Raw genomic sequence first — 21,507 nt, forward strand, 5'->3', positions numbered from 1 at the left:
GAAACATGATTGCTTTATGCCAGAATAACCGGAGTTGGTTTTGATGACGGGTGCATTCCCGATCGCAATAGAGGTGAGGCTGCGCGGTGCAGGCCTGCGCCCCACCCGCCAGCGCGTCGCGCTCGGCGACCTCCTGTTTGCCAAGGGCGACCGGCATTTGACCGTCGAGGAACTGCATGAAGAGGCGGTTGCCGCCGGCGTGCCGGTGTCCTTGGCAACCGTCTACAACACGCTGCACCAATTCACTGAAGCCGGTCTCATCCGCGTTCTCGCCGTTGAGAGCGCCAAGACCTATTTCGACACCAATGTTTCCGACCATCACCATTTCTTCGTCGAAGGCGAGAACGAAGTGCTCGACATTCCCGTCAGCAACCTGAAGATCGCCAATCTGCCGGAACCGCCTGAGGGCATGGAGATCGCCCATGTCGACGTGGTGATCCGCCTGCGGGCGAAGCAGGGCTGACGACCCCTTTAAAACGCGTCGCGCCGAATCGGCCTCATGCGACGCCCTTTAGATCCTTGTTTTTATGCATGTCGTTGTCCCAAAATCGCGGCGCACTTTTGGGCGACATGCATTAGGCCTCACATGACATCGTCGGGATGCCGGCCGGGCTTGTGCCTGTAGGTCGGGAAGGTCCAGCCGAACCACAAGGCCCCACCACGGACGGCAAAGGCCGCCACGACGCCGCAGGCAGACGCCAGATAGAGCTGCATTCCGAGCGCATTGGCGGCGGTGAACACACCGGCGCCGATAAGGGCTGCGGTCACGTAAATTTCCGGCCGCAACAGCACTGAAGGCTCGTTTGCCATCAGATCGCGCAGGATGCCGCCGAAGGTCGCCGTCAGCGTGCCGGTGACGATCGCAATCGTGGGCGAACCGGTGGCGGCGAGGCCCTTGGCGGCGCCGATCACGCAATAGGCGGCAAGGCCGATCGCATCCAGCCAGATCAGCAGGCGATAGCGCGATTCCAGCAGGTGGGCGGTGAAGAAAACGATGACGCCCACGATGCAGCAGACGAGGATATAGGCGGGGTTCAGCACCCAGAAGACCGGCACGCGGCCGAGCACGATATCGCGCACGGTGCCGCCGCCCGTTCCCGTCACCATGGCGAAAAACAAAAAGCCGATCAGGTCCAGTTGCTTGCGCGAGGCGGCGAGCGCGCCTGTCGCGGCAAACAGCGCAATGCCGGCATAATCGAGATAGACGAGCAAGGACATGCGGCCCCCGGAACCGGCGAACAATTTCCGGAAAGAAACACGGCGGCAAGGGCGGCGCAAGGCGGCGCGGCCATAAAGGTGAAGTCTTTGTTTGCTGCATGTCGTTGCCCCAAAACCGCTGCACACTTTGGGCGACATGCATTGGGAGCCTTTATCCGAAAGAGGAAAGCCGTGAAAACGCTGGTGCTCGCCGTTCTGAATATCGTCCTGCTGCTTGCCATGCCGGCTGCCGCCTTCGGTCAGCAATCGCTGATCTCCGACCCTGAGATCTACGAGAAGAAACATTTCCAGGAGCAGTGCAAGACGGCCGAGTTTGCCGACGGCTTCATCATCCGGCAGGACATCAACAATGACGGCCTGATCGACGCGGTGGTCAACGAGGGCCAGCTGACCTGCGACGGGCAGAAGGGGCCGCAATGCAACGACGACGGCTGCACCTATAATTTCTACCTGCAGGTTGCCGAAGGCGGTTATTTCATGATCGCGACTGCGCAGATCTATGGCTACGATTTCGTCCAGCGCTTCGGCAACATGGTGCTGGCGATGAAAATGCATCCGCGCTTCTGCGACCGCACCGAAGGCGATCCCTGCATCGTGACGGCGCGCGTGCGCGGCACGAAATTCGTCACCATCTCGAAGAAATAACTCACCACGCATAACCCCGAAAGATTTTCGGGGTTATGCGTGGATTCAAAATGATAGAGCGTCCTTTGCGCGTCCTGGCGGACACGCGGCGCTCTAACCTCTTGTTCTTACGCAATTCCGGACGGAAAAACCGCTTCGCACTTTTCCTGGAATTGCTCTATTGCGGGTAGAGCTCCGACGTGCGGCCGGCGAGATAATAGCCGACCAGGCCGTACCATTCGCGGATTGCCGTCGCCAAGTTCTGGGCGTTGAGGTTCGGCTGGGTGAAATCGAGCCCGAGCTTCACCTGGCCATCGGTGCGATAATCGGTCGGCCAGGGCACGATATCGATGCCGAGCTTGCGGAAAATGCCGACGGACCGCGGCATATGAAAACCCGAGGTGATCAGCAGGCAATTGGAAAGCCCCTGGCTTGCCAGGAATTCCTTGGTGTTGACGGCGTTTTCGAAGGTGGTGCGCGATTGTCTCTCTTCGATCAGGCGATCCCTGCCGACGCCGAAGAGCGGGAAGAAACGCTCGGACGCCGCCGCATCACCTTCATAGATGCCCGAAATGGAGCCGTCACCGCCCGATACCAGAACGCGCGACTGCGGAAATTTCTGCGCAAGCCGCAGGGCTTCGACGAAGCGGTCGGCTCCGGCATTGAATTCTATGCCGTGGCGCGCCGTGTTCACCTCGTTTTCGAAGGCGCCGCCGAGCACGATCATGCATTGCAGGTTATCGGGATCCGCGGGCGGCTTTGCGAAGCGCTGCTCCAGGCCCTGCATCAGAAGGTTGCCGGCCGTGGTGTAGAGAGTGACGAAAAGGATGAGGGCCGAACCAGCTGCGCCGAGGATGCTTAAGATACGCCAGCGCAGAAGGCCGGCAAGCAGGGCAATGAAGACGAGGAAGAATGCCAGCGACAGCGGCTGAGCGAAAATCCAGACAAGCTTCGAAATGACGAACAAGACCTACTCCTCGAGGATGGGCGGCGATCCTTCCTATCCGATTCGACGGTAACAGGAATGCGACGGTTTTATTTCGCGCGCGTGATGGCCGATCCGCTCGGTGCGACCTTCTGATTGAAGCGGCGCTGAAGCGGCCGAGGGATGAGCATGGCGGCAAGCGCAAGCACCATGGCGAAGAGGGAGACCAGCCACAGCGCATGTGCGCCCGTTAGCCGTGTCAGGACGGCCCCGGCGATCGCGCCGAGCACCATGCCGCCCCAGGGCACGATCTGGATCGTCCATTCGACATGGCGGTCGCCGACGATCCAGCGGCCGATGCCGCGGCCGAAACGCGACAGGGCGCCGGTCACATAGGTCAGCCCGATCGGCAGGCCTTCGATGTGCTCGACGGCGGCGTTCACCATGCCCATGGAAAAAACGATCATGTAGAACCGCGAAGGCAGCATGTTCTGCGCCGTCATCATCGAGGCGAGCGCCAGCACGACACCGACGCAGCCAAGCACCACAAAGATGCGGCGTTGCGAAACATGAGAGATGACGATGCCTGCCGCATTGCCAAGCACGAAAACGACGATGGCGGAGATCAGGACCGCCGCGTGATAAAGATTGCCCTCACTCAAGGCCAGGGCGGCCCGCGTCGTGTTTCCCGTCATGAACGAGACGAAATCGCCGGTCAGCAAAAGACCGGTGGCATCGGTCATGCCGGCCAGAAATGAAATCGAGCCGACCAGGGCGAGCCCGGTCAGGGTTCGTCGGGTACGGATGATGCGGCGGCGTCTTGCTCTGGTCATTGTCGGAGGGTCCTGGAGCCGAATCGCTGAGGTTGCGGCAACAAAGATAATTCCTTTCGTTGAGGAATTAGCAAAGGCGATCGGAAGGGGATGGGGGCGGACTTGAACGGCAGGGCATTTTCGGCCATAGAGACGGCGTTGCTTCAGATCGAAGCTCCGTAAGCGTTTACGTCAATCAACGCGCAACCCGCCGGTCGGCGCTGCGCGATTGTCTGATCGGCACCTTACGGAGATCAAAATGCCCAAAGGCAAACTCCCCAAACGTTACAATACGATCGTCATGCCGCTCATCCTCTCGCTGCTGATGACATCAGTCGTCTCAGCGATCAGCATCGTGAGAGCACAAGGCCTGACCGCGCCTGCACTTGCCATGTGGCCCTCCGCATGGGCGCTCTCCTGGGCGATCGCCTTTCCCGTTCTGCTGTTGATGCTGCCGGTGGTCAAGCGGGTGACGGCTGTTATCGTCGAGATGTGAGCTGCGAGGCACCGGCGGGCTGTCAGAGCGGCCCGCCGGAGTTGATGTAGGGCGGCGCGATTTCAAGTCACTCGCCACGCCAACCTCGCCCAGACAAGCCTACCCCAGGCCTTAGATCGTATACTCCGGTTCAGACAGGGTCTGGTCCATCGTAATGCCCGGAAGGTTGAAGTGGCGTTTGCCTACCTGCCTCGCCGGAATGCCGGCGACCGATGTGTAGGCTGTAACGGCATTTATGACCACGCTGCCTGCACCCACCTTGGCGCCGACACCAATTTCGATGTTGCCGAGAATCTTGGCCCCTGCTCCGATAAGAGCGCCGCGCCGCACCTTGGGGTGCCGGTCGCCGGTCTCCTTGCCCGTCCCTCCCAATGTAACATTCTGGAGTATCGATACATCGTCTTCGACAACAGCCGTTTCGCCGATGACCAAGCCGCTCCCATGATCGAGCATGATGCTCCTGCCCATCTTTGCGGCGGGATGAATGTCGACGCCGAAAACCTCGGAAATTCGGCTCTGGATGTGGCGCGCCAAATGGAGGCGGTCATGATGCCAAAGCCAGTGGGCGACGCGTTGTCCCTGCAGAGCCACAAAGCCCTTGAAATACAGGAATGGCGTCAGGATTTCCGTGTTCGATGGATCGCGTTCCTTGATCGCGGTCAGATCGGCGGCGGCATCGGCGACAATATTGCGATTACCGACGAACGCCTGGGCAATCACCGCCAGCAGCTCTTCATGGTCGAGGTCGTGATTGGCCAGTTTGATCGCGACCCTCTGAGCGAGCGCCTGGGCGAAACTCGCATGATAAAGCACTGCGGAATTCATGGCGCGCGTGAGTGCTGCATCTTTGGCCGAAGCATTGACGGCCTCCGCACAAAGAGCTTCCCATATCGCGGCAACCTGAGGCGAAGGGGATGGCTCCGTCGACAGATTGCTCAAGCTGACCAGTGGAACCGTCATGCTAGCTTCCTTCTGCAGGCGGACGTCGCGACGTCCGGCATGCAGACGTTAGGTTAACCTGGCCCGCGATAGATGGTCTAAAATTACGGGGATCTTTGCCGCCGCTCTAAATACCGTGTCCGGTGAGATAGAAAAATCCGAGTGTCCGGTTGACGTCACGAAGCTCCGCCAGCGCTTGCTCTCGTTCCGGATGAGCGGATGCAAAACGCCCGAGATCGAGTATCGGAAGCGTCCTTGCTGCAGCAGTCACGGGCATTATCCTTTTTGCTGAACTCACGTCGAGCGTCGGTGGGAAGATGAGCACTATGCCTTGCCCTTGCGGACAACGTCGGCAATCGTCACCTCCTTCGGAATGAGCTTGAGTTTGAAAAAGGTGTCGGCGATGCTCTGCTGCTGAGCGACGACGGTGTCGTCCAGGCTCTTGATCCCATAGGACTGGCGCTCGAGCGCCTTGACGAGGACAGGTTCGGGGATGCCGACCGATGGTGAGAGTTCCGCAGCCGCAGCCGCGGTGTCGGACTTGGTCCATTCGTCGATCTCGGAAATGGCGTCGATCAAAACATCGATCGCCTGGGCGTGGCCGTCGACCAGCGTCTTGGTGCCGAGATAGAACTGGTGATTGGGGACGATGCCTTCACCATTTCTGAGCTCTCGCGCTTCGACTGCGACTTCCGCCGCTGCCTGGAAGGGATCCCAGATAACCCACGCATCGACCGCGCCCTTTTCGAAGGCCGCGCGGCCGTCGGCCGGGGCGAGGAAGGATGATTCGACGTCTTCATAGGTCAAGCCGGCTTCTTCGAGCGCCTTGACGAGCAGGTAATGGACGTTCGAGCCCTTGTTGAAGGCGACCTTCTTGCCCTTCAGCTCCGCGACGGACTTTATGGGGCTGTCCTTCGGGACAAGTATGGCTTCGCCGCGCGGGGCGGGCGGCTCGTGTGCGATATAGACAAGCGGAGCGTTTGCGGCCTGGGCGAAGATCGGCGGCGTTTCGCCGGTCGATCCGAAATCGACAGCGCCGGCGTTCAGGGCCTCGAGCAGCTGAGGGCCGCCCGGGAACTCGGTCCATTCAACCGTATAGCCGTTGGGTTCCAGTTTCTTCTCCAGCGTGCCTTTGCCCTTGAGAAGCACCAGCGTTCCATATTTCTGGTAGCCGATACGCACGACCTTGTCAGCGGCGCCGGCCAGCCGAACATGCGTCAAAGGTGTCGCGATGGCACCTGCCACCACTGCAGTAAAAGCTCGCCTTGTGATCTTCATCATACCCTCCGGAATAAGACGAGACCAAATTAAAGCGTCTCTATATTTTTCATAGAATATACGTGCTCCGATGTCCGCTTCTTCGGGATTCGCTTTTTTGTTCTGTTCCGACCGTGAGCAAAAAGAACTGCGCCGCGAAATAGAGAACACCGGGGCGACGGGTCAGGGCGCGACGCGTACGATCAGCTTTCCGAAATTCTTCCCTTCCAGAAGGCCAAGAAAAGCCTCCGGAGCGTTTTCAAGTCCGTCAACGATATCTTCCTTGTACTTCAGCCGTCCTTCGGAGATCCACGCTGCGGCTTGCTGATAGAAGTCAGGACGCTGATCGGCAAATTCGCGCTGTATGAAGCCTCGTATGGTGAGGCTTTTCCGCAGGATGGCACGCATCACAGCGGGAAGCTGATCACGTCCGCTCGAGACAGAGGAGGTTTCGTTGTAATGCGCGATGAGCCCGCAGACCGGTATGCGTGCGAAGTCGTTCAGCAATGGAAACACGGCGCTCCAGACGTGGCCACCAACATTCTCGAAATAGACATCGATTCCGTTCGGACAAGGGAAGGACCATGAAGCTTCATGGTCCTTCCCTTGTCCGGCCGCGCTCACGCGGCCTTTGCTTTCGGCTTGGCGGCCTTGACGTGGGTTACGCTGCGGCGGCCGTCGACGCTGACGGGGACGTCGCCGTCAACCGTGGCGCGGCGCACGACCCGGTGCTGGTCGCCATAGTCGTTGACAGCGTAGTGCTGGGTCGCGCGATTATCCCAGATCGCGACGTCGCCGGCTCTCCAGTGCCAGCGCACGGTATTTTCCGGGGCGGTAACGTAGGACTGGAACACCTCGTAGAGTTTCGTGGAGTCGCTCTTCGACAAGCCGATGAGGCGCTGAACGAAATTGCCGAGCAGCAGCGATCTTTCGCCGGTTTCGGGATGGACCCGCACGACTGGGTGCTCGGTCTCGTAGATGGTCGACGTGAAAACTTCCTCGAAGTGCTTCTTCTCGTCAGCGGTGGCGCGAGGGCGCACCGCTGCGTAGTCATAGGCATTGCTGTGAATGGCCCACAAATTGTCCGCCAGCAATTTGAGCGATGCTGGCAGACTTTCGTATGCGGCATGGGTGTTGGACCAGATCGTATCCCCTCCAGCCGCCGGAATGACGACGCCGCGAAGGACCGAGAATTTAGGATAGGCATCCACGAAGGTGACGTCGGTGTGCCACTGGTCCGCCCTGCCGCCACCGCGGCTGGAATCGAGATTGAGGATGGAGGCCGTGCCGGCCACTGGGCCTTGGGTTGGATGAGGCACAAGGTCGCCCAGGCGGCGAGCGAAAGATTCCTGTTCTGGATCGCCAAGATGGTCCTGATCGCGGAAAAAGATGACTTTGTGTTTCAAGAGAAGCTGGTTGATGGCTGCGACCGTCGCGTCCGAAAGGTCACCGCCGAGGCGAACACCCCTGATTTCGGCTCCGACGCGGCCGGTCAGCGGCACGACATCGGACTCGAGAATGATCTGATTGACGAGAACTGGATTGCTCATGGATATCTCCTGGCTGATCTTGGAAGAAGACGGTAAGTCACATGCGCCCAACGACGCATCCGCCGGACGTTCGAAAATCTCATTGTTAAAATCGACAGGGCTATGGAACGCCATAATCCATCAAATCAATAGACAAAATATTCTAATTTTGGCTCTTTGCCCGGAACGGCCGCCCTCGATACTTTCTTATTGCCGATGAATTCTCACTTGTGGCCTCCAGCGATGCATCTTCCATCGCCAAGCGGCTTGTGCGTGGATGCCTCGTACGGGCTCTCATTCATCGCGGTTCCAGCCCTTGCTTTCGGCTGTCTTTGCGACGACGATGCATAGTTCTTGCCGATCTTTCACCAATTCGCTGTCATGAAGGAGATGAAATCGCCGGTGAGCAGAAGACCGCTCGCATCGGTCATGCCGGCAAGAAACGAGATAGAGCCGACGAGGGCGAGCCCGGTCAGGGTTCGTCGGGTCCGTCCCGAAGTCGCGCGAGCTGAACGTATCGGCATCAACGATCCACTACCTCGTGTGCCACGGTAAGCTGGCATTTGCATGTTGGCCGGCACGGAGCCGCGACATCAAACTTTCAGCCAACATGAGGTCGCCAGCTTCATCAAACGGCACACAAAGCGGGACTACGCCCTGCCGGCGCAAGACGGCACGGCATGCGCCGTGACGCAACCCAGGTGTGTATTTAGGAAATTCTAACTTGCTTATACGTCTTGCGTGCGCATAATCCCACCGGGGAGGACATCCACATGAGCAGCAGCGCCGAAATAGTCGAGATGTACGACGATTATTACGCTGATGGGTCCGTCGCGGAGAAACGATCTATCGCCGCTAAGCAGTCCGTTGGACACATCAAGCGAATCGCAGCAGATCAGAGCTTCCAATCAGTAATTGATATAGGCGCGGGAGAAGGGGCCGTTCTTTCGGAACTTGCCGACAATGGCTTCGCCAATCGTTTCGCGGCAGTGGAGCTATCTCGATCAGGTATAGAGGCCATACGCGCACGCCAAATCGATGCCCTAGCGGCGGCGGACCAATTCGACGGCTATTCAATCCCACATCCAGACAAGACATTCGACTTGGGTCTGGCAATCCACGTGCTTGAACACGTCGAGCACGAACGCATGTTTCTACGTGAGGCCAAACGCGTGAGTCGAAACCTCTATGTTGAGGTGCCGCTTGAACTTACGAACAATCTTTCGAAGTCCATCCGAGAATCGGGCCCCTACGGCCATATCAACTTTTATACGCCAGGCTCCTTCGAAAACTTGCTGAAGACGTGTGGCCTTAAGGTCGAACGTCTAATTATTTTCGCCCACGACATTCAATACGAACAGTATTTGGCTGGACGGGCAAAGGGATGGCTAAAGTACCAAATTCGCCAAAAACTCCTGAGAATCGCTCCAAAGTTTGCCACGAGGAACATGGTCTATATGGCGGGAGCACTTTGCAAAGTTGATTGAGGAAGCGGGCCGAAGCCCGCCCACCCAATCTACACCACCGCGACGGCGCGATCCTGATTTGGCCATGCTCCTAGGACAATATCTTGCCGTTCTGACCGGCAGCGGTCTTGTTTGCAGATGAAATCACACGCGATGAATCGCGATGGGATTGGAGTTAACCCATGGCTCTGGGTGCGACGATCGGAGTTGGAATAGGCGCGGTTGTCGGCCGGATGCTGTTTGATGATGCTGTAATCGGGATAACATTCGGCGCGTCTCTTGGTGCTGCCGTTGGAGCCTTCGTGGGTAGGTGACCGCCTGGTCGCGTCCTCGTGACTAAAATTTTGCGAGCCGGCATCCTGTCCAATCACACAATCTATCGATGTCTACAAATGTGTCCGGGCGCATGGTCGACGCTTTCGCTTCGTCTGTCTAGAAGGTGACGATGAACGATTTGAAAGACCAGAATAAAGAAGACGAACGGCCCACGAGACCCCCACCTCCGAAGGGCGAGAAATTTTTCGATCCTTGGGAGGAGGAGTTTCGGCGTACCTTTAAGCAGGATGATAAGGCCTTCGAATTCTGAGAGAAGACTGCGATTCGTCACCATTGCTGTTTGCTTGACGGTCGACCGGCCGCTGTCAACAACGAACGGTGTAGAAATCAAACAGCGGGACGATGCGGTGCGTCTACCGGTCAGACGGCAAGGGCGCAGATGGCGGCACCAAGCGGGAGGTCTTTGGAGCGCTTATCTCTGGCCAGGGCGTGGGCACATATGGATCATCGGCACTAGCAAATATCGTTGCAAGAACACCGGCAGTCAAAATGAAGAGTGCGACGATTTTGCAGATCATCCCGTACGTCTCCGCCAAACTAGAGGCATGTTCAAGACGGCGCCCTGCTCACATCATCGGGCGGGGACGGCAGCGCTTATAAAACCTTAGGCTATGTCAGCCTAGCTGCAAAACATTTCCGGATACTTCAAGTGCTCATGGCGGCAAGAACCTGCGATGATTGACTGCAAATTCAAGAATGGAGCAGTCGAACATGGCCGGCATCAGCATGCGCGTTCTCCGACGCTTCCCAGCAAGAATCTTGCCGGGCGCTGGCATTGCGGTGGAAAGGAGCGGCGTCGACGTCGCCGTTGGCTACGATTGGAATTCCCTGATACGGATTCCGGCGGTTGTTGATCCTGATAAGGTGTTCTTTGCCACATGGAACAGCGACGAGAATCTCTATTCCATCATGTCGTTCACTGACACGTTTGCCGCGGTCATCGATACGACCGGCCTTATGACTGAGGCAACATACGATCCCCAGAACATTCACGCAGATGCTTTCGACCGCGCCAACCATACCGGTACTCAGGCACAGTCGACAATTGTCAATCTCGTCTCCGACCTGGCACTGAAGGCACCTTTGGCAAGTCCGGCGCTGGCCGGCAATCCGACCGCCCCCACGCAAGCTGCTGGCAATAATTCGACCCGCCTTGCGACGACTGCATATGCTGACGCGGCAGTGTCTGCCGGGGTGGCGGCTGATAGCCAAGATTGCCGGTATGGCGACCTGCAACTTTTCTCAGTAGTACAGGTCTTCCCGTGCTTCCAAAGCTCGTACTCGTATGAGATCCGATCCCTTACTAGGTCGTAAGAGGCTAGGTCGTTGCGTTCCCATTTTCTTTGTACCGCCCACGCGCAATAATCTGCAAGTTGCAGACATGGGTCCGTTTGGGAAGGCCTGAAATCGACGACCCACTTCGCACCTCGCACGGTTTGCGACAGCACGTCGTCAAAGCTATTGGTGAAAGTTAGCCCTTCTTTTCGTGCCCAACGAAGCGGTAGTGACTAGCAACTGCGAATTTTCCGGGATATGAGGTGCGATCCCGTGCTTCAGATGGTAGTACCAAGGGTATTTGTAAAAGCGCGCCTTATCCGCTCTTACCTGAGGCTGCGCCTTTGCCTTTTCGCAGACGGTCGCTTGAATTTCGAAATCATGCTCCAAAATTGTTTTGAAAACCCGATCTCGTATCGCTTGCTTCTCCTCAGTAGCATGGAAAAAGATCGCCGATCTGCGCACGTTCCCAGACAAGTTGATGGCGAAGGTTGTGTAGCGCGTCTCCAACTTTCAGATCATTCGTCGTCACGGTGCAGATGATGAAGTGGTGGCTTACGTTCTGATTTCTGTTGAACGTGAAGCAGCCCGCTTCATCCGCAAAAAGATATCGAGCAACCAAAATTGCTTCCCTCGGAGAATCGCCCACCCGGCTAGGAGGAACTAAAGCGACAAGCGCCGCAAAAAAATACGCATTCTCCGGCGGCCGTGTTTCCCAGGTGCTTCCCCCAGCAAACCCACAGCGTTAAATCAACTGAATCGCGCTCAGCAAGTCTTTGTTTTTAAGAAAATTTTGGTGGAGCTAAGCGGGATCGAACCGCTGACCTCTTGCATGCCATGCAAGCGCTCTCCCAGCTGAGCTATAGCCCCATCAAGGTGGTCCGGCTCAGGGCCGGTCCTGGGATGCTCCTCAAGGCGTGCCCTTCGGAGTGGCGGCTTATTACTTCCGGATTCCGGAGATAGCAAGCCTAAAAAATCTGGCCCGGAGAATTTTTTCCTCGCCGGGCCGAAATGCGGTCTCAGACTTCGTCTTCGTCGCCGGTCACGCCGATGATGTCGCTCATGTCGTCATCATCGTCATCTTCGTCGGGTGTGAGGAAGGTATCGTCGTCGTCATCGCCTTCGATTTCGACATCGTCGTCGCCGATATCGGGGATGTCGTCGCCAGAGGCAGCGTCATCGGCATCCTCAAGCGAAACCAGTTCGACTTCGGTGTTTTCAGTATCGACTTCCGCAACCTCGTCTTCCTCGGCAACTTCGGCGATCGCCGAGGTTTCTTCGAAGAAGGACAGAGGGTAGGACTTGCCGGTATAAGGAGAGACGATCGGATCCCGGTTCAGATCATAAAACTTCTTGCCGGTTTCCGGATCGGTACGCTTGGTTCCAAGTTCCGCTTTCGCCACTATAAGCCTCGTGTGAATAGCCGAATATGAGATTCGGCAGATGCCGTTCAAGCCGGCGTTCCATCGGAATTTATAAGCCGGTCCCCTTAATCGCTGTGGCTTCCCATGTCAAAGCCAAACTTTGCGATCCGAGCGCGGGGTTTTTGGCAAGCCGACGGATGACCGCCCGGCGCGTTTATGTTAACGAGCCGCAACAGCTGCAGAAGCGGACGGGAATTGCGACCGGCCAATCCTGTCTTGTGGCAAAAATAGACTGCGTTTGCAAAGGATTGCGCCATGCTGCACGGCTCTGCGCCCAGGCCCGCCACCGCCCGCAAATCCGCCGGTCTTACCGGTAGCGTCCGTATTCCGGGCGACAAGTCGATCTCGCATCGTTCCTTCATGTTCGGCGGGCTTGCTTCCGGCGAAACCCGGATCACCGGCCTGCTCGAAGGCGAGGACGTGATCAATACCGGCCGGGCGATGCAGGCGATGGGCGCCAGGATTCGCAAGGATGGCGCGCAATGGGTGATCGACGGCACCGGCAACGGCGCGCTGCTTGCGCCTGACGCGCCGCTCGACTTCGGCAATGCCGGCACCGGCGTGCGGCTGACCATGGGCCTCGTCGGCACCTATGACTTTCGCTCCACCTTCATCGGCGACGCCTCGCTTTCGAAACGGCCGATGGGTCGCGTTCTCAATCCACTGCGCGAAATGGGCGTGCAGGTCAGCGCCTCCGAGGGCGACAGGCTGCCGGTGACGCTCAAAGGCCCGGGAACGCCGAGCCCGATCCGCTATCGGGTGCCGATGGCATCCGCCCAGGTGAAATCGGCCGTGCTGCTTGCCGGCCTCAATACGCCGGGTGTCACCACCGTCATCGAGCCGGTGATGACGCGCGACCATACCGAAAAGATGCTGCAGGGTTTTGGCGCTGCCCTTTCCGTCGAGACCGATAGCGAGGGTGCGCGCACAATCCGGCTCGAAGGGCGTGGCAGGCTGACGGGCCAGGTGATCGACATTCCCGGCGATCCCTCCTCCACCGCCTTCCCGCTGGTTGCGGCATTGCTCGTCCCTGGCTCCGACATCACCATCGTCAACGTGCTGATGAACCCGACCCGCACCGGGCTGATCCTGACGCTGCAGGAGATGGGGGCCGATATCGAGGTGGCGAATGCGCGTCTTGCCGGCGGCGAGGACGTGGCGGATCTGCGCGTGCGCCATTCCAAACTCAAGGGCGTGACCGTTCCCGAAGACCGCGCGCCGTCGATGATCGATGAATATCCTATCCTCGCCGTCGCCGCCTCTTTCGCCGAAGGCGCGACGACCATGAAGGGGCTGGAGGAACTGCGCGTCAAGGAGTCCGACCGCCTTTCCGCCGTCGCCGATGGTCTGAAACTCAATGGCGTCGACTGCGACGAAGGCGAGGATTTTCTCATCGTGCGCGGACGGCCAGACGGCAAGGGCCTCGGTAACGCCGCCGACGACAGGGTCAGCACGCATCTCGACCATCGCATCGCCATGAGCTTCCTTGTCATGGGGCTTGCCTCGGAGCATCCTGTCACGATCGACGACGCGGCGATGATCGCGACCAGCTTTCCCGAATTCATGACGTTGATGAAGGGTCTCGGGGCAAGGATCGAAGAGGTGCCGGAATAATGGTACCAGCCTCCGCATTTCCGCGAACACGATCGCCGCGATCGGGCGCTGTCGCAGGATTGATCATATGACGAACGAGACCTTCACCATCGCCATCGATGGCCCGGCGGCAGCGGGCAAGGGCACGCTCTCGCGCCTCATCGCAGAGCGCTACGGATATCACCATCTTGATACCGGCCTGACCTATCGCGCCACGGCCAAGGCGCTGCTCGATGCCGGCCTGCCGCTCGACGACGAGGCGGTGGCAGAAAAGATCGCAAGAGAGGTTGAACTCGCTGGATTGGATCGCGATATACTTTCCAAACATGAGATCGGCGAAGCTGCCTCGAAGATTGCCGTGATGCCGGCGGTGCGCCGGGCGCTGGTCGAGGCGCAACGGCGGTTTTCGGCGAAAGCGCCGGGAACTGTGCTCGACGGGCGCGATATCGGCACGGTCGTCTGCCCGGATGCGGCGGTGAAATTCTATGTAACGGCGTCGCCGGAAGTCCGCGCAAGACGCCGTTATGACGAGATCCTCGGCAAAGGCCTGACGGCGGATTTCGATGCGATCTTCGAGGACGTCAAGCGGCGCGACCAACGCGACATGGGACGGGCCAACAGCCCTTTGAAACCAGCTGATGATGCGCACTTGCTTGATACGTCGGAAATGAGTATAGAGGCCGCGTTTCAAGCTGCTCAATCGATCATCGATGCGGTCTTGAGCCGAAATGCCTAAATTCAAGCGATTTTGCGTGCTCTGAGCATGGATCGCTTCTAATACAGCAAGCCTGAAATTCCGTCCAAGCGCCGGATTGCCTTCGTCAGAGAGGGCGGACTGGGTTCAGGCCCGTTCAACGCAAACCAACCGGCGCATACGTGTCCGCTTCCGTTTCAGGACACGCAGGAGATTTTATGTCAGTAGCTACCCCCTCCCGCGAGGATTTCGCGGCTCTTCTCGAAGAGTCCTTTGCCAAGAACGACCTGGCCGAAGGCTATGTCACCAAAGGCATCGTCACGGGCATCGAGAAGGACGTCGCCGTTGTCGACGTCGGCCTGAAGGTTGAAGGCCGCATCGCGCTCAAGGAATTCGGCGCGCGCGCCAAGGACGGCCTGTTGAAGGTCGGCGACGAAGTCGAAGTTTATGTCGAGCGCATCGAAAACGCGCTTGGCGAAGCCGTTCTGTCGCGCGAGAAGGCTCGCCGCGAAGAAAGCTGGGTCAAGCTCGAAGCCAAGTTCGAAGCTGGCGAGCGCGTCGAAGGCGTGATCTTCAACCAGGTCAAGGGCGGCTTCACGGTCGACCTCGACGGTGCGATCGCCTTCCTGCCGCGTTCTCAGGTCGATATTCGCCCGATCCGCGACGTGACCCCGCTGATGCACAATCCGCAGCCCTTCGAAATCCTCAAGATGGACAAGCGCCGCGGCAACATCGTGGTTTCGCGCCGTACGGTTCTGGAAGAATCCCGTGCCGAGCAGCGTTCTGAAATCGTTCAGAACCTCGAAGAAGGCCAGGTTGTTGACGGCGTCGTCAAGAACATCACCGATTACGGTGCGTTCGTTGACCTCGGCGGCATCGACGGCCTGCTGCACGTCACCGACATGGCATGGCGCCGTGTGAACCATCCGTCGGAAATCCTGAACATCGGCCAGCAGGTCAAGGTTCAGATCATCCGCATCAACCAGGAAACCCACCGTATCTCGCTCGGCATGAAGCAGCTCGAGAGCGATCCGTGGGATGGCATCCAGGCCAAGTATCCGGAAGGCAAGAAGATCTCCGGTACCGTCACGAACATCACCGACTACGGTGCATTCGTCGAGCTGGAGCCGGGCATCGAAGGCCTGATCCACATCTCGGAAATGTCCTGGACCAAGAAGAACGTTCACCCCGGCAAGATCCTGTCCACGAGCCAGGAAGTCGAAGTCGTCGTTCTCGAAGTCGATCCGTCCAAGCGCCGTATTTCGCTCGGCCTCAAGCAGACGCTGGAAAACCCGTGGGCAGCATTCGCCCGCAGCCATCCGGCCGGCACTGAAGTCGAAGGCGAAGTCAAGAACAAGACCGAATTCGGCCTGTTCATCGGCCTCGACGGCGATGTCGACGGCATGGTGCACCTCTCCGACCTCGACTGGAACCGTCCAGGCGAGCAGGTCATCGAGGAGTTCAACAAGGGTGACGTCGTCAAGGCCGTCGTTCTCGACGTCGATGTCGAGAAGGAACGCATCTCGCTCGGCATCAAGCAGCTCGGCAAGGATGCAGTCGGCGACGCCGCTGCTTCTGGCGACCTGCGCAAGAATGCAGTCGTTTCCTGCGAAGTCATCGCAGTCAACGACGGCGGCGTCGAAGTGAAGCTCGTCAACCACGAAGACATCACTTCCTTCATCCGTCGCGCCGACCTCGCCCGCGACCGCGACGAGCAGCGCCCCGAGCGCTTCTCGGTCGGCCAGGTCTTCGACGCCCGCGTCACCAACTTCTCCAAGAAGGACCGCAAGATCATGCTGTCCATCAAGGCTCTGGAGATTGCGGAAGAGAAGGAAGCCGTTGCCCAGTTCGGTTCGTCCGACAGCGGCGCTTCGCTCGGCGACATCTTGGGCGCAGCCCTGAAGAACCGCGGCGGCGAATAAGCCTCGCATCCGCCTTTGAATTGAAGAACCCGCCGGAGCGATCCGGCGGGTTCTTCATTTTCAGGCGATGAAATGTGTTATTCCCAACCGACCATGCGCTGATAAAGCGCATAGACCGGATCAGTGGCCACGCCTGCCTGATAGGCCGACGGTTCGGTATCGATCATCCTTGGCGTCCTCCGCTCGGGTGCGGCGTCGGTTTCTTCGGCGTCGGGCTCGGCATCCTCGCCGCCGGACTGCGCCTGCTGCTGATCCTCGGACGCGTCGTCGCGGTGGTGCTGATGCTGGTGATGCGTTTCGCCTGCCTTGTCGTTCGACGGCGTGTCCTTGGCGAACTGGTAAGGCAGCTGGGTATAGGCAAATCCCTCCGGCATCCTTGCCGCCAACGGCACATAGGAAGCCGCGGCCGTCTCGGGAACCGGCATCATCTGCGGTTGCGCGGAGATTTCTTTCGGCTGACGGACGGCCGCAGCCACGGTCTCAATATCCATCTGCGATAGGCGGAGTGCTGCGGACTGGCGAGCATCGGGTGCGGTGAATTCAGCGGGCTGCCTGGTCAAGGTTTCGGTCGCATCGCTGATGACGGCATCGTCGAGGATCGTATCGATCTCCACCGCCGCCTCGACGGGAACATCCTCTAGCACGGTTTCGACGTCCTGTTCGCGGATGATCGTCGCGATTATCTCGGAGACTTCTTCGGTCATGGAGGCGACAATTCCTGCCCAGTTCCTGGGAATGACAGGATCGACCTTTTCCGACATCGCACCGGTTTGGATGGCAGCCGGCTCCGGCGTTGCCTGCGTATCGTCGGCTGCTGCGGCTTCCGTCGACGAGGGGTGCCGGGTTTCAATCTCCTGCGATGCAGATTTTTCCGGGACGACCTCCCTTGTGGTCGCCGGGGCGGACTGAGCCTGGTTTTCAGCTTTCGGCGCTTCCGGATCGGCAGCTTCCACAGCTTCGGCGATGACCGCTTCCTCGGTGGTCGCCGGAGCTGCGGCCTCGATCAGCGAATCGCCTAACGCGGACGCCGTGTCTGCCGGCTGAGGCATTGCGGCAGGCAGCCTGTCCTCATGCAGTCTTATCTCGGGCAGCCGGATCTCGGGGCGAGCTTCGGCGCGCATCGGCGATGCATCGTTCTGGCCATAGGAGCGGACGACCGCGCGGGCGGCGAGATCGCGATCCTTATAGCGGACGATTTCCAGATAGGCGACGATGCGAGCGGCTTCAGGGCCTGTCGGGTTCTTCAGGGCCTCGGCGATCGTCCGGAGCGGCACGCTATGCCCATTCTCGGCGAGCTGGCGCTCGACCTCGTCGATCCTGGCGGTTGGCAGCCGCCGGATGGCATCGGCGAGCCGAGAGGCGAAGGCAAGATTGCTCTCGTCCTCGCCACGATCCAGCGAGATCGAGCGGCCTGCCGCATCGATGACATCGAAAAGGGCTTCGACCATGCGCTCGCGCGCCGCAAGGAGCAGAATATTGAGCTTGCCGGCAATGGCGGAATTGAGGTCTGCGGCTTCGACGGCGTTGACAGGCGCAGGGGCAATCACCGAGTGGCCGAGACCACTGGCGACGATCGCCGCTGTCTGACCCTGGGACGAAAAGCTTGCATTGGACGCTGCACGAACGGGAGTCAACATGGCATGCTCCTTTCGTAAAGTGACGATGAAAGCAGGCTCTAGAAAAGGACCGCGCTCATCCGGTCCCCTTGCATCCCAGCAGATCCTCCTATCCGCATGACGCAGTTCCGGCGTCATCGAATGCATAAAAATTAACAGGAATGTTAATAAACAGGCGTTAATGAATCGCTAACGGCCGCAGACAAGTCTGCCGCCCGGTTACTAGCAAACGCAGAACGAAGGCAATTCGCTTAGCTGTGGGCGAAGATATCGGCCTCTTCCCAGCCGAGCAGGTCGAGCTTGGCGCGGGTCGGCAGGAATTCGAAGCAGGCCGTCGCATGATCATAGCGGCCGTCGCGGATCAGGCGTTCCGTCAGCTTATCGCGCAAGGCATGCAGATAAAGCACATCGGAGGCGGCATATTCGAGCTGGGCCGGAGACAGCCTCTCGGCCGCCCAATCGGAAGATTGTTGCGCCTTGGAGACGTCGACGTCGAGCATCTCCTTGAGATTGTCCTTGAGGCCGTGGCGATCTGTATAGGTCCGGATCAGGCGCGAGGCGATCTTGGTGCAGAAAACCGGGGTCGTCGTGACGCCGAAGGTATGGAAGAGCACGGCAATATCGAAACGGCCGTAATGAAAGATCTTCTGATGGGTGGGGTCTTCGAGCAGGGCGACGAGATTGGGTGCTTCTTTTTGACCGGCGGCGATGCGGATGATATCGGCGGTGCCGTCACCCGGCGAAAGCTGGACGACGCAGAGCCGATCGCGGCGCGGCACCAGGCCGAGCGTTTCGGTGTCGATCGCAATCGCGCCGGTGTAGCGGGCGGCATCGGCCGCGGAAATATCGCCTTCGTGATAACGTATGGTCGCTGCCATGAGACTGTCTTTCGTTCGATGCATCCCCTACAGCGCCGCACGTCTTTTCGAGAGTCGCAAAGGACGCTGTAGCACTTTGATGGCTGCATAATTTTATCCTTAAATCGATTCCGATTTAAGGAATTATGCAGCAGCGCTATAGCGCAAAGGCGCAGAGTGCGAAACCGCTTTCCTGCTGCTGGAGCGCCTTGCGTCCTTAGCCGTTCAGAATGTCGGCGGCGTGTTGATCCAGAGAAGCACGGTTTCACCATCGTGGCGGTTGCGCCAGGAATGGTCGCGGCGGCTTTCGAAATAGAGTGAATCGCCGGGGCCGAGATCGAAGAACTGATCGCCGTCGAGCACCAGTTCGAGCCGGCCGGACAGAACATGCATGAATTCCTCGCCCTCGTGGCGATAGGCGCCCTCGCTGGCAGTACCCGGCGCCAGCACGAAACGATGGCAGTCCATCATCCGGCGGCCTTCGGCGAGAAGCTGCACCGCGACACCCGGCGTCGTTTCCGGCCACCTGCGCCATTCGCCGGCGCGCACCAGCGCCGGCACCTCCCCGCTTTCCTCACCCGAGAGGCGGGAGACGGTGGTGCCGTAATAGTCTGCCAGATCGTGCAGCGTCTTGAAGCTGACGCCCTGCGAGGTGCGCTCCAGCGTCGAGAGTGTCGACGAGGTGACGCCGATGTCGCCGGCCACCTGATCGAGTGTCTTGCCGCTCGCATGGCGCAGGCTGCGCAGCTTGCGGCCAAGGCCGGCATCCTGGCTTGCCTCGGCGCCGTCGGCGGAAGGCTCCTCGCTCTCCAGCGCCTCGCGAATTGCCGCGGGATTAAGGCCCCGCTCGACACGATACCAGGAAATGCGCTTCAGCCGCGCCACATCGTCGGCGCTGTATTGCCGATGGCCGGTTTCCGAACGGCCGGGAACCACCAGGCCCTGGCTTTCCCAGAGGCGCAGCGTCGAGGCCGAAACGCCCGCCAGCCGCGCGGCTTCCGCCACCTTGTAGCGCACAGGCCCGTTATCGTTCATCCGAAACTATCCCCGATTCTAATCGCCCCAGAACCTCCATCAAAAAGCGTGATGTTTGAAGCAAAAAATGCCGCTTGTTTTCTTGCAGGAAAAATGTAGGAGTTTTATATACATCTTGCAGAAATTATACAAGATAGCTTTCCACCCCCTCTCAACGCAGGAGCCATCGATGACCGCGACAAGCCTTACCGACCGGAAGAACGCCGCTATCTCACGCGGCGTCGGCATGACCACTCAGATCTATGCCGATCGCGCAGAGAATGCGGAGATCTGGGACAAGGAGGGCCGCCGCTACATCGATTTCGCCGCCGGCATCGCCGTTCTCAATACCGGCCACCGCCATCCCCGGGTCATCGCAGCGGTCAAGGATCAGCTCGACCGGTTCACCCATACCTGCCATCAGGTGGTGCCCTACGAAAGCTACGTGCACCTTGCCGAACGGCTGAACGCGCTGCTGCCTGGTGATTTCGAGAAGAAGACGATTTTCGTTACGACGGGCGCCGAAGCGGTTGAGAACGCCGTCAAGATCGCGCGTGCCGCAACCGGCCGCTCGGCCGTCATCGCCTTTGGCGGCGGCTTCCATGGCCGCACCTTCATGGGCATGGCGCTGACCGGCAAGGTCGTGCCCTACAAGGTCGGCTTCGGCGCCATGCCCGGCGACGTATTCCATATTCCCTTCCCGGTCGAGCTGCACGGCGTCACCGCCGATCAGTCGCTGGCGGCGCTGAAGAAGCTCTTCGCCGCCGATGTCGATCCGCAGCGCGTCGCGGCCATCATCATCGAGCCGGTGCAGGGCGAAGGTGGCTTCTACCCGGCACCTGCCGCCTTCATGAAGGCGCTGCGCGAGCTCTGCGACCAGCACGGCATCCTGCTGATCGCCGACGAGGTGCAAACCGGTTTTGCCCGCACCGGCAGGATGTTCGCGATGGACCATCATGAGGTGGCGCCCGACCTGACGACGATGGCAAAGAGCCTGGCCGGCGGCTTTCCGCTCGCCGCCGTCACCGGCCGCGCCGCGATCATGGATGCGCCGGGACCGGGCGGGCTCGGCGGTACCTATGGCGGCAATCCGCTCGGGATCGCCGCTGCCCACGCCGTGCTCGACGTCATTGCCGATGAAGATCTCTGCAACCGCGCCAACCAGCTTGGCGGACGGCTGAAGCAGCGGCTGGAATCGTTGCGCGAGACGGTGCCGGAGATCGTCGATATCCGCGGACCGGGCTTCATGAACGCCGTCGAATTCAACGACCGGACGACGGGACTGCCGAGCTCGGAATTCGCCAACCAGGTGCGACTGATCGCGCTCGACAAGGGCCTGATCCTGCTCACCTGCGGCGTCCACGGAAACGTCATCCGCTTTCTTGCACCGATCACCATCCAGGACGAGATCTTCGGCGAAGCGCTCGATATTCTCGAAGCCTCGATGCTGGAAGCGAGCGCGGGCCGTTAAGCGCACCCGAACCGGATTTCAATGGCTGCCGGCAACCGG

20 protein-coding genes, 1 tRNA gene and 2 pseudogenes are annotated in these 21,507 nt (G+C 59.4%); 9 read left to right on the top strand and 14 right to left on the bottom strand.

From position 1 onward, the window contains the following. Nucleotides 1-43 precede the first annotated feature (43 nt). Nucleotides 44-463, top strand: coding sequence for an iron response transcriptional regulator IrrA (gene irrA, locus G9X67_RS25145; RefSeq protein WP_171599936.1), 420 nt, complete (start codon nt 44-46; stop codon nt 461-463). Nucleotides 464-582: 119 nt separating this feature from the next. On the opposite strand, the gene G9X67_RS25150 is transcribed toward irrA, so the two are convergent. Further along, nucleotides 583-1,218 carry a trimeric intracellular cation channel family protein gene (locus G9X67_RS25150; RefSeq protein ID WP_129422258.1) on the bottom strand — a complete coding sequence of 212 codons (636 nt, stop codon included), beginning with the start codon at nt 1,216-1,218 and terminating at the stop codon, nt 583-585. Between the two features lie 171 nt (nt 1,219-1,389). Here G9X67_RS25150 and G9X67_RS25155 point away from each other — a divergent pair, with 171 nt between their 5' ends. After that, nucleotides 1,390-1,863, top strand: coding sequence for a hypothetical protein (locus G9X67_RS25155; RefSeq protein ID WP_171599937.1), 474 nt, complete (start codon nt 1,390-1,392; stop codon nt 1,861-1,863). Between the two features lie 157 nt (nt 1,864-2,020). Here the strand turns inward: G9X67_RS25155 and G9X67_RS25160 are convergent, their stop codons facing one another. After that, a complete protein-coding gene (locus G9X67_RS25160) occupies nt 2,021-2,809 on the bottom strand; it encodes a YdcF family protein (RefSeq protein WP_171599938.1) in 789 nt (262 codons plus the stop codon). A 68-nt stretch (nt 2,810-2,877) separates the two neighbouring features. Then, a complete protein-coding gene (locus G9X67_RS25165; RefSeq protein ID WP_171599939.1) occupies nt 2,878-3,600 on the bottom strand; it encodes a YoaK family protein in 723 nt (240 codons plus the stop codon). Between the two features lie 238 nt (nt 3,601-3,838). On the opposite strand from G9X67_RS25165, the gene G9X67_RS25170 reads away from it, so the two are divergent. Next, entirely contained in the window at nt 3,839-4,075 is a 237-nt protein-coding gene (locus tag G9X67_RS25170; protein ID WP_012759639.1) for a DUF2798 domain-containing protein, read from the top strand. Nucleotides 4,076-4,186: 111 nt separating this feature from the next. Here G9X67_RS25170 and cysE read toward each other — a convergent pair whose 3' ends face one another. The 6 genes and pseudogenes from cysE to G9X67_RS25200 form a co-directional block, all read right to left on the bottom strand. After that, complete coding sequence (gene cysE, locus G9X67_RS25175) at nt 4,187-5,035, bottom strand: serine O-acetyltransferase (protein WP_171599940.1); 849 nt, start codon at nt 5,033-5,035, stop codon at nt 4,187-4,189. Between the two features lie 106 nt (nt 5,036-5,141). After that, the gene (locus G9X67_RS25180; protein WP_246705447.1) at nt 5,142-5,291 is read right to left on the bottom strand and encodes a 2-oxoglutarate and iron-dependent oxygenase domain-containing protein; all 150 of its coding nucleotides are present in this window, start codon (nt 5,289-5,291) and stop codon (nt 5,142-5,144) included. A gap of 47 nt (nt 5,292-5,338) precedes the next feature. Beyond that, nucleotides 5,339-6,292 carry a sulfonate ABC transporter substrate-binding protein gene (locus tag G9X67_RS25185; protein ID WP_171599941.1) on the bottom strand — a complete coding sequence of 318 codons (954 nt, stop codon included), beginning with the start codon at nt 6,290-6,292 and terminating at the stop codon, nt 5,339-5,341. Between the two features lie 162 nt (nt 6,293-6,454). Beyond that, nucleotides 6,455-6,844, bottom strand: a pseudogene (locus G9X67_RS25190) (zinc-binding dehydrogenase); the annotation flags it as partial. A 47-nt stretch (nt 6,845-6,891) separates the two neighbouring features. After that, nucleotides 6,892-7,821 carry a TauD/TfdA family dioxygenase gene (locus G9X67_RS25195; protein WP_171599942.1) on the bottom strand — a complete coding sequence of 310 codons (930 nt, stop codon included), beginning with the start codon at nt 7,819-7,821 and terminating at the stop codon, nt 6,892-6,894. A 254-nt stretch (nt 7,822-8,075) separates the two neighbouring features. Next, nucleotides 8,076-8,324, bottom strand: a pseudogene (locus G9X67_RS25200) (hypothetical protein); the annotation flags it as partial. A 249-nt stretch (nt 8,325-8,573) separates the two neighbouring features. On the opposite strand from G9X67_RS25200, the gene G9X67_RS25205 reads away from it, so the two are divergent. Together G9X67_RS25205 and G9X67_RS35105 are read left to right on the top strand one after the other, a co-directional pair. Beyond that, the gene (locus tag G9X67_RS25205; protein ID WP_138332071.1) at nt 8,574-9,287 is read left to right on the top strand and encodes a class I SAM-dependent methyltransferase; all 714 of its coding nucleotides are present in this window, start codon (nt 8,574-8,576) and stop codon (nt 9,285-9,287) included. A 1,026-nt stretch (nt 9,288-10,313) separates the two neighbouring features. Then, nucleotides 10,314-10,916 (top strand): hypothetical protein, encoded by a 603-nt coding sequence (locus G9X67_RS35105; protein ID WP_138332070.1) that lies wholly within the window; start codon nt 10,314-10,316, stop codon nt 10,914-10,916. A 755-nt stretch (nt 10,917-11,671) separates the two neighbouring features. On the opposite strand, the gene G9X67_RS25215 is transcribed toward G9X67_RS35105, so the two are convergent. Both G9X67_RS25215 and G9X67_RS25220 read right to left on the bottom strand, forming a co-directional pair. Continuing rightward, nucleotides 11,672-11,747: transfer RNA gene (locus G9X67_RS25215), tRNA-Ala, on the bottom strand. 149 nt (nt 11,748-11,896) lie between these two features. Further along, nucleotides 11,897-12,280 (bottom strand): TIGR02300 family protein, encoded by a 384-nt coding sequence (locus G9X67_RS25220; protein ID WP_011649932.1) that lies wholly within the window; start codon nt 12,278-12,280, stop codon nt 11,897-11,899. A 276-nt stretch (nt 12,281-12,556) separates the two neighbouring features. On the opposite strand from G9X67_RS25220, the gene aroA reads away from it, so the two are divergent. The 3 genes from aroA to rpsA all read left to right on the top strand — a co-directional run bounded on the left by aroA (nt 12,557) and on the right by rpsA (nt 16,510). Next, entirely contained in the window at nt 12,557-13,915 is a 1,359-nt protein-coding gene (gene aroA / locus G9X67_RS25225; protein ID WP_171599944.1) for a 3-phosphoshikimate 1-carboxyvinyltransferase, read from the top strand. A gap of 67 nt (nt 13,916-13,982) precedes the next feature. Continuing rightward, nucleotides 13,983-14,630, top strand: coding sequence for a (d)CMP kinase (cmk, locus tag G9X67_RS25230; RefSeq protein ID WP_138332067.1), 648 nt, complete (start codon nt 13,983-13,985; stop codon nt 14,628-14,630). A 176-nt stretch (nt 14,631-14,806) separates the two neighbouring features. Further along, nucleotides 14,807-16,510, top strand: coding sequence for a 30S ribosomal protein S1 (rpsA, locus tag G9X67_RS25235; RefSeq protein ID WP_003544285.1), 1,704 nt, complete (start codon nt 14,807-14,809; stop codon nt 16,508-16,510). 77 nt (nt 16,511-16,587) lie between these two features. Here rpsA and G9X67_RS25240 read toward each other — a convergent pair whose 3' ends face one another. From G9X67_RS25240 to G9X67_RS25250, 3 genes are all read right to left on the bottom strand, one after another. Beyond that, complete coding sequence (locus G9X67_RS25240) at nt 16,588-18,147, bottom strand: hypothetical protein (protein ID WP_171599945.1); 1,560 nt, start codon at nt 18,145-18,147, stop codon at nt 16,588-16,590. A gap of 230 nt (nt 18,148-18,377) precedes the next feature. Continuing rightward, on the bottom strand, nt 18,378-19,004 hold the full coding sequence (locus G9X67_RS25245) for a ribonuclease D (protein ID WP_025396583.1): 627 nt from the start codon (nt 19,002-19,004) through the stop codon (nt 18,378-18,380). A gap of 204 nt (nt 19,005-19,208) precedes the next feature. Further along, nucleotides 19,209-20,018 carry a MerR family transcriptional regulator gene (locus G9X67_RS25250; protein ID WP_138332065.1) on the bottom strand — a complete coding sequence of 270 codons (810 nt, stop codon included), beginning with the start codon at nt 20,016-20,018 and terminating at the stop codon, nt 19,209-19,211. Between the two features lie 169 nt (nt 20,019-20,187). Between G9X67_RS25250 and G9X67_RS25255 the strand changes: the two genes are divergently transcribed. Beyond that, complete coding sequence (locus tag G9X67_RS25255) at nt 20,188-21,468, top strand: 4-aminobutyrate--2-oxoglutarate transaminase (protein WP_138388530.1); 1,281 nt, start codon at nt 20,188-20,190, stop codon at nt 21,466-21,468. Nucleotides 21,469-21,507 lie beyond the last annotated feature (39 nt).

Origin of the sequence: Rhizobium sp. WYCCWR 11152 (assembly GCF_013087615.1) — a bacterium.
Taxonomy (GTDB): Bacteria; Pseudomonadota; Alphaproteobacteria; order Rhizobiales; family Rhizobiaceae; genus Rhizobium; species Rhizobium indicum.